This is a genomic window from Streptomyces sp. JLBJ103, assembly GCF_058215575.1.
Genome location: NZ_CM177089.1, coordinates 6304960 through 6319515, shown reverse-complemented (window position 1 = coordinate 6319515; position 14556 = coordinate 6304960). Strand labels below are relative to the sequence as shown.

Annotated in this window: 9 protein-coding genes; 4 read left to right on the top strand and 5 right to left on the bottom strand. The window is 69.7% G+C overall.

Annotation, left to right across the window (positions count from 1 at the left end):
* Positions 1-15: 15 nt before the first annotated feature.
* From AC4BEG_RS27885 to AC4BEG_RS27870, 4 genes are all read right to left on the bottom strand, one after another.
* Positions 16-609, bottom strand: a complete 594-nt coding sequence (locus AC4BEG_RS27885) for a TetR/AcrR family transcriptional regulator (protein ID WP_490702476.1) — start codon at positions 607-609, stop codon at positions 16-18.
* A gap of 20 nt (positions 610-629) precedes the next feature.
* Positions 630-2273, bottom strand: a complete 1644-nt coding sequence (locus AC4BEG_RS27880) for a class I adenylate-forming enzyme family protein (protein WP_490702475.1) — start codon at positions 2271-2273, stop codon at positions 630-632.
* 147 nt (positions 2274-2420) lie between these two features.
* Positions 2421-3206: an SDR family oxidoreductase gene (locus AC4BEG_RS27875; RefSeq protein WP_490707229.1), complete on the bottom strand. Its 786-nt coding sequence runs from the start codon at positions 3204-3206 to the stop codon at positions 2421-2423.
* 164 nt (positions 3207-3370) lie between these two features.
* Positions 3371-4420 carry a LysR family transcriptional regulator gene (locus tag AC4BEG_RS27870; protein ID WP_490702474.1) on the bottom strand — a complete coding sequence of 350 codons (1050 nt, stop codon included), beginning with the start codon at positions 4418-4420 and terminating at the stop codon, positions 3371-3373.
* Positions 4421-4714: 294 nt separating this feature from the next.
* On the opposite strand from AC4BEG_RS27870, the gene AC4BEG_RS27865 reads away from it, so the two are divergent.
* From AC4BEG_RS27865 to AC4BEG_RS27855, 3 genes are all read left to right on the top strand, one after another.
* Positions 4715-9118 (top strand): putative T7SS-secreted protein, encoded by a 4404-nt coding sequence (locus AC4BEG_RS27865; protein ID WP_490702473.1) that lies wholly within the window; start codon positions 4715-4717, stop codon positions 9116-9118.
* Positions 9119-9120: 2 nt separating this feature from the next.
* A complete protein-coding gene (locus AC4BEG_RS27860) occupies positions 9121-9375 on the top strand; it encodes a hypothetical protein (RefSeq protein ID WP_490702472.1) in 255 nt (84 codons plus the stop codon).
* Between the two features lie 110 nt (positions 9376-9485).
* Positions 9486-10775, top strand: coding sequence for a lipase family protein (locus AC4BEG_RS27855; protein ID WP_490702471.1), 1290 nt, complete (start codon positions 9486-9488; stop codon positions 10773-10775).
* Between the two features lie 99 nt (positions 10776-10874).
* On the opposite strand, the gene AC4BEG_RS27850 is transcribed toward AC4BEG_RS27855, so the two are convergent.
* Positions 10875-13697: a penicillin acylase family protein gene (locus tag AC4BEG_RS27850; RefSeq protein WP_490702470.1), complete on the bottom strand. Its 2823-nt coding sequence runs from the start codon at positions 13695-13697 to the stop codon at positions 10875-10877.
* Positions 13698-13910: 213 nt separating this feature from the next.
* Between AC4BEG_RS27850 and AC4BEG_RS27845 the strand changes: the two genes are divergently transcribed.
* Positions 13911-14525: a hypothetical protein gene (locus AC4BEG_RS27845; RefSeq protein WP_490702469.1), complete on the top strand. Its 615-nt coding sequence runs from the start codon at positions 13911-13913 to the stop codon at positions 14523-14525.
* Positions 14526-14556: the final 31 nt, after the last annotated feature.

Genomic DNA, 14556 nt, shown 5'->3' with positions numbered 1-14556 from the left:
GCACGGTACGGCGGCTCAGGGGCGCAGCGCGCGCAGCAGCAGATCCGCCAGATGGTCGGCGACCTGCTGGGGGCTGAGGGCTCCGCCGGGGCGGTACCAGGTGCCCAGATGGTGGACGGAGCCGAAGTGGTAGTCCACCACCAGGTCGGCCGGGGTGTCCGAGCTGAACACCCCGGACTGCTGGCCCTCCTCGATCAGGGCGCGGAACCGCTCGTGGTAGCGGCGGCGCTCGGCGCGCACCTGCTTGTGCTTCTCCGGGCTGAGGTGGTGCATGGACCGGAAGAAGATGGTGGCGTCGTCCAGGTTCTCGATGGTGGTGACCACCACGTCGGCCGCCGCGTCCCGCAGCCGCCGCTCCACCGGGGCGTCCGCGTCCGCGAAGGCGTCCAGCCGCTCCTGCTGGAGCCGCAGCACCCGGCCGTAGATCTCATGGAGCAGATCGTCCTTGGAGCCGAAGTAGTGGTAGAGCGCGCCCTTGGTGACGCCCGCCGCCTCGACGATCTCCTGGACGGACGTCCGGTCGAAGCCCTGCTCCGCGAAGAGGCGGGTGGCAGCGGCCAGCAGCCGCTGCGGCACCGGCTGTCCGTCACTGTCCGTCGTCCTGGCCATCGTCGCCACTCCGATCTCTCTTATCCTCGCAGTTCCCGTCGGAGGATCTTGCCACTCGTCGTCTTCGGCAGCTCGGGCAGGATGTCCACCTCACGGGGGTACTTGTACGCCGCGAGCCGTTCCGCACAGTAGGCGGACAGCTCCCCCGGTGTGGCGGCGGCCCCCGGTCGCAGGCTCACATACGCCTTGACGGTCTCTCCCCGGTACGCGTCGGGCTTGCCCACGACGGCCGCCTCGCGCACCGCGGGGTGCGTGTAGAGCACGTCCTCGACCTCGCGCGGCCACACCTTGAAGCCGGATGCGCTGATCATGTCCTTCTTGCGGTCCACGACGAAGAGCCAGCCGTCGGAGTTCATGAAGCCGATGTCGCCGGTGCGCAGTTCGCCGTCGGGGAGGGCGGCCGCGGTCGCCTCGGGGTGACGCCAGTAGCCGGGTACCACCATGGGGCCGCGCACGACGATCTCGCCGGGTTCACCGAAGGGCAGGTCATTGCCCTCGTCATCCACGATACGGACGACGGTGTCCGCACCGGGGACCCCGACGGCGAGGGTTCCGGAGACCGGGTCGACCGGGGCCCGGACGCCGGGCGGGACGCTGGCGCACGGCGCGGTGCACTCGGTGAGCCCGTAGCCGTTGTGCAGATACGGACCCAGGGTGGACTGGAACCGTTCGACCAGCGCGGGCGGCAGCGGAGCGCCGCCGGAGGAGACGATCCGGAAGGACGAGAAGTGGTCGCGAGTGGCCTGGGGATGGGCCATCAGCGCCATGAAGGCGGTGGAGGGGCCGACGGTGTAGCGGGGGCGGTGCTCGGCGAAGGCGTCGAGGACCACACCGGTCTCGAAGCGGTGGGCGAGCGCGAGGGTTCCGGCACCCGAGATACAGGCGGAGAGCTGGCAGACCATACCGGTGATGTGGAACAGCGGTGCCAACGCGAAGATCGTCGAGCCCGGGGGAAGCTCATGCAGGCGGTGCTGCCGGTCGGCGTTGTAGGCGATATTGCCATGGGTGTTGATCGCACCCTTGGGGGTGCCGCTGGTCCCGGAGGTGTAGCTGATCAGCGCGGTGTCATCGCGGCCCGGGGCGGGGACGGCCGGCGGGCGGGCGGCCTCGCGCGCGACCGCGAGCAGGTCCCGGGTGTCCTCGGGCACGGCTATCCGCCCGTCGCGCAGCACCCGCTCGTCGTCACGCGACTGGAGGTCATGGGCGTCGGCGGTCAGCGCGATGCGCACCGGGGAGGCGGCGGCGGTCTCCCGGACGTAACCCTCCCAGGCGTGGCGGGAGCAGACCAGGGCGGTCACCTCGGCGTCCGCCAGCACATGCCGCAGTTCGGCCCCCTTGTACATGGGGTTGACCGGAACCACCGCACCGCCCGCCTTCCAGGCTCCGAGCAGCGCCAGGACGAACTGCGGGGTGTTCTGGAGCATGATCGCGAGCCGGTCACCGGGGCGGAAGCCGCGTCCGGCGAGATGCCCCGCGACACCGTCGGAGAGTTCGTCGGCCTCCCGGTAGCTCAGCCGCCCGTCGAAGTAGACCAGCGCCGGATGGTCGGGGGCGGTGCGCACGGCGTCGCGGAAGGCGTGCAGCACGCTCGGCCGCGGGGTGAACGGTTCACGCTGTTTCGGGGTGAGCTGGGAAAGCCAGGGCTGGTCCTGATACGTGGTCATGGGGAAGCGGCCCCTGTCGTGAAAGAGGGTGGTGGTGCGGAGAGGGGTGGCGACGGAACGGAGCGAAAATTCCGGGGGACGGAACAGGACGGTACGGAAGGGGAGATAACGGCCTGGGCAGAACGGGACGAAGCGGCCGGGAGCGGCTCAGCCGACGGGCTGACCGGCCGCACGCTGCTCCTCGAGCGTGCGCTGCATCCGGTTGACGCCGTTGAGCCACCGGTCGGTGTCGGTGGCCCGAGCAGCGTAATAGCGAGCCACTTCGGGGTGCGGAAGGACCAGGAACCGCTCATCGGCGATGCCCTTCAGCACGGCGTCGGCGACCTCCTCCGGCTCGATCGCTGTGGGCACCAGCACCAGTTCGCCCGCGTCACCGGTGGCGTCCAGCATGTCGGTGCGCACACCCTGCGGGCAGACGGCGTGGACAGAGATCCCGCGATGGCGATAGGTGGCCGAAAGCCATTCGGCGAACGAGAGCGCGGCGTGCTTGGTGACGCTGTACGGCGCCGAGCCCACCATGGTGAGCAGCCCGGCCGCGGACACGGTGGCCACGAACCGCCCGCTGCCCCGCTCCAGCCATTCGGGCAGCAGCGCACGGGCCGCCCGGACATGAGCCATCACATTGACGTCCCAGGACCGCTCCCACAGCAGTTCGTCGGCCTCGGGACCGCCGGAGTGCCCCACCCCGGCATTGGCACAGAAGATGTCGATGGTTCCGCCGAGCGCCTCGCGCGCCTCGGGCACCACACCGGAGGCGTCGCCGGGGACGGAGATCCCGCCGATCTCCCCGGCCACGGACGCGGCCTTGGCGGCGTCGAGATCGTTCACCACCACCCGGGCACCCTCGGCGGCGAACCGGCGGGCCAGCGCGGCGCCGATGCCTCCGCCCGCTCCGGTGACCACAACACGGGCTCCACGCACGGCATCCACGATCGCAACGCTCCTTCGGATCAGTTCAACAGGCTCGACACGCTCGACTGCATCGGCAGACTAACCAGTCGGTATGTTGAACGGAAGGGGCGCCACCGCCATCGAAGAGATGTCATGGAACGATCCCGCCAAGGCCGGTCGGGCCGGGCGGAAACCCCCGACGGGCCCTACAGCCCGGTCTTCTCCGGCCGGTCCTTGCGCATCACCCGGCGCCACCGGGCGTTCTCCCCGGCGAGCGCGCTCCACAGGACGTTCAGCGGATGGACCTCGTCCTGCGCGGCCCGCTCCCCGGCCCGGACGAACACCCCGACCAGCACCTCCAGCTCCGGCCCGACGTCGTCCTCCAGCTCCAGCGTCCGCAGCCCGGCACCGGCCTGGAGCCGTCCGTCGGCGACCGCGTCCCCGATCCCCTGGGTGACCAGCACACAGCCGCGCAGCACCCCCGAGGCCAGCAGCTCAAGACCGTACTGCACGGTGTCGATCTCCGCCGCGATATGCAACTCCTGGCGGTAGCGCCCGCCGAACCAGCCGCGCAGAAAGCCGGGTATCAGCCCGTCGGCCGAGACCGCGAGCGGCAGCTCCGGCAGCCGCCCCACCGGCATCGAGGGCCCCGGCAGCTCCTCCGGGTCAAGATTGGTGACCAGCGAGAGACCGCTGCGCCGCCACTCCATCACCTCGAAGCCGTCGAGCCGCCCGTCGTGGCCCGCGCGGGTCAGCACACTGCCGCAGACCAGATCCAGCTCCTTGGAGTCCAGCCGCTCCAGCAGATCGCGGGTGCGGACGTGCTCGACCTTGAGCTCGACCCCCCGGCGCTCGAAGTCCTCGGTCACCAACTCCACCGCGTTCAGCAGGAATCCGAGGGTGTAGCGGGTCGAGCCGACGACAAGACGGCTGCCGAGCCGGCGACGGCAGTCGTGCACCCCCTCCTGCCAGTCCTTCAGCGTGCCGCGCGCGAGGTCGACCAGACTCTCCCCGGTCGGGGTGAAGAGCACGTTCTGACTCCGCCCCCGCTTCACCACCAGCGGCTCCCCGCACAGCGTCCCGAAGTTCCGGTTCAGGGTGTCGAGTTGTTTCTGCACACTGGACTGCTCCCGCCCCAGCAGCCGGGCGGCGCCCAGCGCGGTGCCCGCCTCGTGAACCGCGAGCAGTGTGCGGAGCTGGTCCATGGTGGTGTCCAGCAGTGCCGCGGGAAACCGCCACCGATCGCTGAGGGGCATTCCGGCCTTCCGGTGAGAGCATTCCGTCGCGCACTGACCGTTCTGTTCTCGCAGCATAGTGCAGGGCGATCCGGCGAACTGATCTCGAGAACAGCGGTGCCATTCCCCGGATTTGTCGCCGCACGGGGAGCCACCCGCTATCTGATAGCGGGCAACGCACCACACCGCGGGAGCCGGTGACGGTACCGCACCCGGTCCGTGTGAAGATCGGTGCCATGTTCAACGGGCGACCTGCTCCCTCCCGTTGTGTCAACCGGGGAGCGGGCCGGCCGACGGGGGAAAGGAAACCATCGCATGACACAGAAAGACGCCACCGAGGGCGGCGCGACCGAGCGGATACCGCAAGGCGCCAAGCCGTCCGAGGTGATTCCGGGCTCGCCGAAGACGGTCGAGGATCTGGCGGTCAAGCTGCGGGCGTATGCGGGCGCGTTCAAGGACGGGGAGGACCAGCTCGGCGTCCTGTCCTTGATGAACTGGACCGGCGCCGCCAACGAAGGCTTCAAAGGCGCCACCGACAAGCTGCCGCTGGAGCTGGAGTCGGCGGAGAAGTACTTCACCTCGGCCGCCGGCGCCCTGGATTCCTACGCCGGAAAGCTGCGATCGGTGCAGAAGCGGGTCAAGCCGATCATCGACGACGCGGATGAGGCGCGGGCGGCGTCCAAGCGGTACTGGGAGCGGGTGAGCAAGTACAACGAGGCGGTGGACCGCAAGGACGAGACGCTGCCGGAGCGCCCACCGGAGGAGGACCCCGGGCTGGCGGCGTTGAACAGCGCTTACGAACGCCTGGACAAGCTGGAGAAGGAACTCCAGGGCGTGGTCACCGCCGCGAAGAAGAAGCTGGACACCGCGGCGAAGGAGGCCCCGGACAAGCCTGCGGCCCCTTCGGGGTGGGACAAGGTCAAAAAGGGTCTGGGGGACTTCTTCGGCGGGGCGGGTGAGACCGTCGAAGGCTGGTACAACGACATCGACGACCTCATGAACGACGGCGTGGGGGGCGCGGGGCTGCGGCTGGCGGGCATGGTCGACGGTGCCGCCTATGCGGTGGATCACCCCAAGGAGTTCGCCAAGGCCGTCGTCAACTGGGATGAGTGGCAGCGCAACCCCGCCCGCGCGGCCGGGCAGCTCACGCCCGAACTCCTCCTCGCCCTGGCCTCCGGCGGCTCCGGCGCCGTGCGGCGCGGCGCCTCCACCGCCAAGAGCGCGGCACAGCGCCTGCTCAGCCGTGAACGCGCGCTGAGCCGCGACGGCAAGGCGCGCGGGCACACCGACGAGAACCCGAACAAAGGCTGCACCCCCGGCAAGAAGAGGTGCACCGCCGGTGAGCCCATCGATGTGACCACCGGTGAGATGGTCATGTTCGCCACGGACGTCAGCCTGCCGGGGGCGCTGCCCCTGGTGCTGGAGCGGCACTATGTCTCCGGGCATCCCTGTGGCGGTTGGTTCGGCCGTACCTGGGCAGGCACGCTGGACCAGCGGCTGGAGATAGACGACGCGGGTGTCGTCTACATCGCCGATGACGGCATGCTGCTCACCTATCCGGTGCCGGAGCCGGAGGTGCCGACGTTTCCCACGTCCGGTCCTCGCTGGCCGCTGTGCTGGGACGGCAAGCCGGACGGCACGTTCACCATCACCGCACCCGAGCACCACCGCACCCTCCACTTCGCCTCCCTCCCGGCAGGTGGCCGGGAACTGGCCCTGACGGCGATCACCGACCGCACCGGCGACGTCGACGGCGACCGCGTCACCATCGGCTACGACGCCCAGGGCACCCCGACGGAGATCAACCACTCCGGCGGCTACCGCATCGCGATCGACACCGATCCGAAGTCGCTGCGCATCACCGCGCTGCGCCTGCTCCACGGTGAGGATCAGCGCAGCACCACACTGATCTCCTACGGCTACAACGCGGCCGGAGATCTCTCGGAGGTCATCAACTCCACCGGCAGGCCGCTGCGTTACGCCTACGACGAAGCACACCGCATGACGTCGTGGACGGACCGAAACGGCACGACGTACGCGTATGTCTACGACCATCGCGGTCGGGTGCTGCGCGGTATCGGCCCGGACGGCATCCTGTCCGGGCGGATGCACTACGACGCCGACGGGCGCACCACCCGCTACACCGACTCGCAGGGCAACACCACCACCTACGTCCGCAACGATGCCTACAAGGTGATCGCGGAGACGGATCCGCTGGGCAACACCACCCGCACCGAGTGGGATGAGCACAACCTCCATCGGACCGCCGTCACGGACCCGCTGGGGTACACCACGCGCTACCGCTACGACGACCAGGATCGCCTGATCGCCGTCGAACGCCCGGACGGCGGTGTGGTGGAGGCGGTGTACGACGACCGTGGTCTGCCGCTGGAGATCCGCGAACCGGGCGGTGCGGTCTGGCGTCACACCTATGACGAACGCGGTGCCCGTACCTCCACCAGCGACCCCACCGGCGCCACCACCCACTACGCCTACAACACCTCCGGCCACCTCACCTCGGTCACCGACGCCCTGGGCCACACCACGGAGGTCACCCCGAACGCCGCGGGCCTGCCCATCGCGGTCACCAACCCCCTCGGGCACACCACGCACGTCCGCCGGGGTCCCCACGGCCGTATCACCGCCCTCACCGATCCGCTCGGCCGGACCACCCGCCACGGGTGGACCATCGAGGGCAAACCCGCCTGGCGCGAGGGGCCGGACGGCGCCCGGGAGGTGTGGCAGTGGGACACCGAGGGTCAGCTCGCACGCCACACCGACCGGGCCGGACACACCACCACCTACACCCCCACCCACTTCGACCAGCCCGCCACGCGCACCGATCCCGACGGCGCGCACTACGCCTTCGGCTATGACACCGAACTGCGTCTGACCACGGTCACCAACCCCCAGGGCCTTCAGTGGCGGTACGCGTACGACCCGGCGGGGCGGTTGATCGCGGAGACCGACTTCAACGGCGCCACGCGCACCTACACCCGCGACGCCGCGGGCCGCCTCACCAGCCAGACCAACGCCCTCGGCGAAACCTGGCGCTACACCCTCGACGCGGTCGGGCGCGTGGTCGCCCAGCACGACGAGTCCACCGGTGAAGAGACGTCCTTCACCTACAACGCGAGCGGAGTCCTGCTTCACGCGGCCAACGCGGAGACCGAACTCACCAGGGAACACGACCCGCTCGGCCGTGTCGTCGCCGAGACCGTCAACGGCCGGACCTCGACCTACGCCTATGACGCGGTGGGAAACCGCACTGACCGCAGCACACCCTCGGGTACGACCTCCGCCTGGACCTACGACCCGATGGGCCTCCCGGCCACCCTCACCACGGCCGGGCACACCCTCACCTTCACCCACGACGCCACCGGTCGCGAAACACAGCGTGCCACCGGAGCCGTCACCCTGGACCAGACCTGGGACCCCTCGGGCCGGCTGGCGGCCCAGAGCCTGACCGCCTCACCTCAGGACGAGCTGCTCCAGCACCGCTCCTACACCTACCGCCCCGACGGCCATCTCACCGAGATCCGCGAACTCACCACCGGTACCCGCCACTTCACCCTCGACACCATGGGGCGGGTGACCGGGGTCCAGGCACACGGCTGGACCGAGAAGTACGCCTACGACAGCGCGGGCAACCAGACGAGCGCCACCGCCCCCGACCACCCCGCCACCGGCGACCGCGCCTACGACGGCACCCTCGTCCGCCATGCGGGCCGCACCACCTACGCACACGACGCCGCGGGCCGCCTCATCCGCAAGACCCGCAAACTCCTCAATGGCCAAACCCGCACCTGGACCTACACCTGGAACACCCACGACCGTCTCACCAAGGCCACCACCCCCGACGGCCACGAGTGGACCTACACCTACGACCCCCTCGGCCGCCGTACCACCAAGACCGGCCCCGACGGCAACGCGCTCACCTTCACCTGGGATCACACCCGCCTCGCCGAACAAACCACCCCCCACGGCCTGGTCACGACCTGGGACTACACCCCTGACACCCACCAACCTGTCACTCAGACCGACCAGGAACCCGGCGCCACCCGCTTCCACACCGTCGTCACCGATCCCACCGGCACCCCCACCGAACTCATCACCCCCGACGGCACCCTCGCCTGGCAGGCCCGCACCGCCCTCTGGGGCACACCGCTGACCGCACCGCCCGACGCCGCGGACTGCCCCCTCCGCTTCCCCGGCCAGTACGCCGACCCCGAAACCGGGCTCCACTACAACCACCACCGCTACTACGACCCCGAAACCGCCCGCTACCTCACCCCCGACCCCCTCGGCCTCGCACCGGCCCCGAGCCCCCACGCCTACGTCCCCAACCCCCACGCCTGGATCGATCCGCTCGGCCTCGAAGGCTGCCCGCGATTCGTCGACGGCGATATCTGGGACGACGCGTTCGAGGTGTCCGGTCAGACCGTCGAGACGATGGCGACGGTGCGCGCCGCGGGCGACACCCTGCATCTGGAAGGCTTCATGGTCTTTCCGAAAGGCACCGAAGGACTCAGCCGGGCCCCGGTCGGCCCTGACGCGCTCAGGGAGATGAAATACGCCCTGGCGAAGCAGGCGCAGGCGGATGGCTACAGTACCGTGGTGCTCAACTATGAGCGCCATATTCCGAAATCGGATGGATCCGTATTCAAACGTCCCGGCTCCATGACCTTGGACGTTGAAAAGATACTGGGAGGAGGCTGACCATGGATCGATCGCGTCTGGACACACTCGCGGCGCGCTTCACCGACGATGGCCTGACCGAACGGGAAGAAGTCTTCCGGGAATTGCGTGACCTCGGAATGTCTCCCATCGAAACCATTTACGTGGCGTCACAGGTGCTCGGTCTGTCATTGCCGGAAGCCAAAACCGCGCTCTACGAGAGCGCGTCCTGGCGGGACCAGCACAACAGCTGGCAGAGCACTCAATCCTCTCTCGATCAAGGACGACATTCCGGGTAAGGCGAACGGCTGGCGGATTGATCGACGCATGCCGTAGGCGTGTCGTATGGTCACCGGACGGGGCGGTTGGGACGATTGCACGCGGATCGGACCAGCCGAGGGGAACAGCCATGACGGGGATGACAGTGCGGCCGTACTGGGAGCTGAGATTCGACGCGGAGGGGGATGTCGACACCCGGCAGCGCGACCGGCTGACCGAACAAGTGGCGCAGCAGCGCATCACCGATCTGGTGGTGTTCGCCCATGGGTGGAACAACGACCGCGCGACGGCCACCGCGCTCTACGAACACTTTTTCGCACCCTTTCCCGGTCTGCTGGGAGAGGCCGAAGGGGTGCGGCTCGGCTATGCCGGGGTGATCTGGCCGTCGATGCGGTTCACCGACGAGGCTGTGCCCGCGTTTCCGCCGACGACGGCGGCCGGGGCGGAGCCCGGTCTCGACGCGGGGACGCGCCGGGCACTGGAGGCGGTCTTCCCCGGGCGGGGGCAGATGGTGGCGCGGCTGGCCCAGTTGCTGGCCGAGCGGCCCGAACAGACCGCGGCGCTGGACGAGTTCACGGTGCTGGTGCACGGGCTGGCCCGGGTGCCCGAGGGGTCCGGCGCGGCGGTGTACGCACCGGATGTGGACGGGGACGAGGTCCCCGCGATGCTCGAGGAGGGCGCCGCGTACTGCGAGCTGTTCGCCACCACGCTGGCCGGGTCCGAGGAGCGCGGCTCCGGGCTGCTCGGAGGCGGGCTCGGCGGGCTGTGGGACGGGGCCCGGGAGCTGCTGCGGCAGACCACGTACTACGCCATGAAGCGGCGGGCGGGCACGGTGGGGCGGCACGGTCTGGGCCCGGTGCTCGGCGATGTGGCGGCCGCGCGGCCCGGCACGCGGATCCATCTGGTGGGCCACAGCTTCGGCGGGCGGCTGGTGTCGTATGCGCTGGGCGGGCTGCCGGGAAGCACCTCGGTGGCATCGCTGACCCTGCTCCAGGGGGCCTTCTCGCACTACGCGTTCGCCGAGCGGCTGCCGCACGCCACCGACCGCGGCGGTGCGCTGCGGGCCGACCGGGGGCGGGTACGCGGCCCGCTGGTGTCCTGCCACTCGCGGCATGACTCCGCGCTGGGGGTGCTGTATCCGCTGGCGTCGCAGGCGGCGCGGGACGACGCCGCGCTGCTGGGGGGCGACGACGCCCGCTGGGGCGCGATGGGCCACAACGGGATCCAGGCCGTGGCCGGATGCGCCCGGCTGGATCTGGCCGAGGCGCTGAAGGGGCCGTTCCCGGAGGACGGCTGTGTGAGCGTGGATGTGTCGTCCGTCGTACGCCACGGCGGGCCGCCCGCGGGAGCGCACAGCGACATCTGCCATGAGGAGCTGGCGCGGGTGGTGCTCGCCGCCGGGCGGATCGCCGGACGCTGAAAACGCCCCCGGGCCATGTGGCCCGGGGGCGGTGGATCAGCGGTTCCGGTACGTCAGCCGTGTGTCCAGCGGCGTTTCCTGTGTGCTTCCAGTGGTGCTTCAGCGGTGTGCGGGGAACTCCACGACCTGCTGGTAGGTGGGGCGGTTCTGCCAGCTGATGGTGTCGTGGCCGATACCGCCGACCGCCCGGTGAATGATCGCGTCGGCGCACCACTGGTCGCCCGCCTTGCAGCCGGCGTCACCGGGGTAGACCTCGGTGGCGGGCTTGTCGGCGGCCTGCTTGAGGGTGGTCAGCAAGGCGTCACGGCAGGCGCTGAGGTCACCGCCGCCGCAGTAGGACGCGGCCATCGGGCCCTTCACATCCTCGCCGAGCAGCTTCCGCAGGTCCTTGTCGACATAGGACCACCAGCCGTACTGGAAGGAGGATCCGGCGTGCGAACCCGTGGGGCCGTGGCCCGCCGACGGCGCTTCGTCGATGGGCAGATTGGCCTTCAGGGCGTCGTAGAGCTCACTGCCCAGACCGGGTTTGAACGCGGACTCCACCAGCAGCGGCCACCACGCGTCCATGATCCGCACGGCGTCCGGGTGGCCGTAGGTGTGCGACCCGGCGCTGGTCTCCTTGCGCTGCGCGCCCGCGCTGCGCCAGGACTCCAGCTGCTGTACGGCCGTGGCCGCCTTCGGGTCGTCGATGGGCTTGGACCGCACCACCTTCAGCAGTTCGGGCAGCACGTCCTCACCGCGCAGATCGGTGACGGCGGCCTCGGCCATCGCGCGGGTGAGCGCGGCGCGGGTGACGCCACCCTTCTTGACCAGCGCGCTGACCCGGTCCTCGAGCAGGTTGCCGCGGTGCACCGAGCCATTGCCGAACCCGGCCACGGCGTAGTCCTTGGCCAGCTTGTTGTTCCAGCTGACGTAGTAGTCCTGGTCGATGGACTGGGGATGTTCGGCGGGCGGGGTGTAGGCGGCGGTGTTGTCGGACGGCTTGAAGTCCTGCCACTCATAGGCGGGTTCGGCCTTCACCGGCAGCGAGGAATCGATGTCCTCGGCACGCGCGGGGTTCAGTCCGCTGTTGTAGTACGCGGTCTGCTTGGAGTCGGCGTAGAACCAGTTGAAGGTGTAGTTGATGTTCTGGGCCGCGGTCTGGAAGGACTTCGGATCCTTCACATGGCCCGGGTCGTTGAGCATCTGGAAGCCGATGATGGAGTCGGCCTCGTGCCGGTAGGTGGCGCGCAGCGAGGTGTAGGCCACGGGTTTGCCGCCGATGGTGGCGCGATGGGTCACCAGGCCGTATTTGGTTCTGTAGACCTGGAGCCGGTAGGAGCCCGCGGCGGTGGAGTCGGCGATGGTGGGCTTCCAGGCGTTGCGCCGCTCCAGCTTCTCCATCGGCAGGCAGTCACCGTGGTAGCGGTAGTACGTGGCGTCCTTGGTGGGGGTGCCGCCGTCCGGGGAGCAGAGTTCGACCGCGTAGGTGTCGGTGATGTCCTGCCCGGAGGTGGTGGCGCTCCACGCGTAGTCCTGGCCGCGGCCGAGCTGGACATACATTCCGACGCCCGCGAACGAGGCGCCGCGCGCGCTGATCCCGGGGCCCTGGAGCTCCTGGAGCATCAGCAGCTGCGGGGCGAAGTAGCCGGTCTGGGGGCCGAAGACGGCCACGGGGTGGCCGCTGGCGGTGTACTTCCCGGAGACCACCAGCGCGTTGGACATGCCCTTTTTGCGGCTGAACAGATCGCGGGGCAGTACGCCGTTGTCGTAGATGCCGCGCAGCTTCTCCAGGGAGCGCGTCGGTGCCTTCACCTTGACGCGGTCCTTGGTGGCCGCGCCGCCCTCGCGGTCGTAGACGAGCTGTTCGGGGGTGACGGAGCCGCGGTCGGGCATGGCCGTGCCCTTGGCGTCGGCCGGTTTCCCGCCGTACGGGAAGCTCTTGCCGTCGTGGAGGGTCTGCACCGCCTCCGGGTCGTTGCGCTGCCGGAAGGACTCCCACACCTTGGTGCCCTCGGCGAGGCCGTACTTCTGCTGGGCGGCGAGCAGCGAGAGCGCGCCCTGCACCTCACCGCCTCCGCCGTTGCCGAAGAGGGCGCCGACGACGGAGGCGAGGGCTATCAGATCGGTGAGCTTGAACGGCTGGATCTCACCGGCGTTGGTGATCGCGTCGATATGGCCGGTGAGCACGTACTCACCGGGGAAGTAGCGGCCGTCCTTGGCCTTCTTGGCATAGGCGTTGATGCCGTCGACATACGACTGGGCGTCGGCCAGCGCCTGCTTTCCGCGCTCTCCGCCATGGGCCAGGATGAAGTCGACCTGAGCCTGGTAGTCCTCCTCCTTGTAGGGCGCCTGGCGGAAGAAGTCCTGTTCCAGACCCTGGTTGGCGGCGGCGCCACCGGCGAACGGGGTGAGTTCGCCGCGGCCGACGTGGCGGAAGAGGTCCATCAGCCACAGCCGGTCCTGGGCGGCGGCGTATCCGGCGCCGAATTCGGTGCCCTCACGGGTGGTGCCCTGGATGTGGGGGACCCCGGTCTTCTTGTCCCGGGTGATGGTCACGTCGTCGCGGGGCTTGGTGACGGACGCCACCTGGTCGGCGGGGACGCCGAAGGAGGAGTCGTTGAAGAAGCTGGTCAGCTTGTCGTCGGTGAGGGTGGGATAGGCGCCGGCCAGATCGTTGTACGGGCCGAGCTGATCGGTGCTGTGTTCGGGGTGGGTGCCGAACACCTTGTTGCCGAGGATCTCGGCCAGGGTCGCGTTGCCGTTGGCTCCGGGCGGGAGGATGTCGGCGCACTGACCCTGGCAGTAGTCGGTGGCCGCCGCGGGGGCGGCGGGGGCCGCCTGCACCGGTTGCGGCAGTGGTGCCGCGAGCGCGGCGCCGAGGCCGAGCACGGCGGCCGCGGCTATCACGGTTCTGGTGAGCTTGCCGGTTCTTGGTCGCATGCTCGCTCCTCCCGGTTGCCGATGCGACGGAGGTTACCGGCGGTACGGCCTGGCTGGAAGATGAGCGACCGTCAACTTGACCGTGCATTCACGGTCATTGAGGGCACGGATCGGCCTATTCGGCAACTTCCGGGGAATCCGATGGATCCGGATCGCGCTCCGTTACGTCCATTCCACAACGAGTCGGGTCCGCGATTGCGGAGGTGGTAAGAAGTGGCCGGTTTCAGAGCACTCGCACGAGAGGTGCGCAATCCACACAGACACATCACCGCCCGGCGCACCTCGCTGCGCAAATGCCTCGAACGGTTCGCGCCGTACGGGCACCGGGCGACCTGGCACCATCTGTGCACCAGGACGGGGATCGTCCCGGAGGACCGGGAGCCCGAACCACTGCGTCTGATCACGGCCCTCGAGGAACTCGAGGACGCCCGCACCCTCTGGCTCGCGTACGAGGCGGACTTCGCCGCCCGGCGCCGCGAGGAGAAGCACATCGGCATCCGCCAGCCCAGCGCCGTCGACGACTGGCATCTGCACACCTGGGGCGGGTGCGACATCATGCCCTGCGAAAGCCCCTCGACCCACCCCGAAGGCCCGCTTCCCGATGTGCTGCGCCGGCTGATATCGGCGATGGAGTCGGGGCCCGGCTCCTCCTGCCCGGTCTGCGGACAGGAGCGCCTGGCCTGGCGTGAGGACCTGGACCGCTACCCCTCGGCCGGGCCGGTCTGCGGGGACTGCGGCATCGTGGTGCCGGCCCCGCTGCTGACCACCGAGGCGCTGTCGGCCGCGCGGCGCGCCCGGTGCGAGAGCCGCCGGTACGCGACCGTGTGACACCCGGCCGCCCCGGACCGCCCTGAGGCAC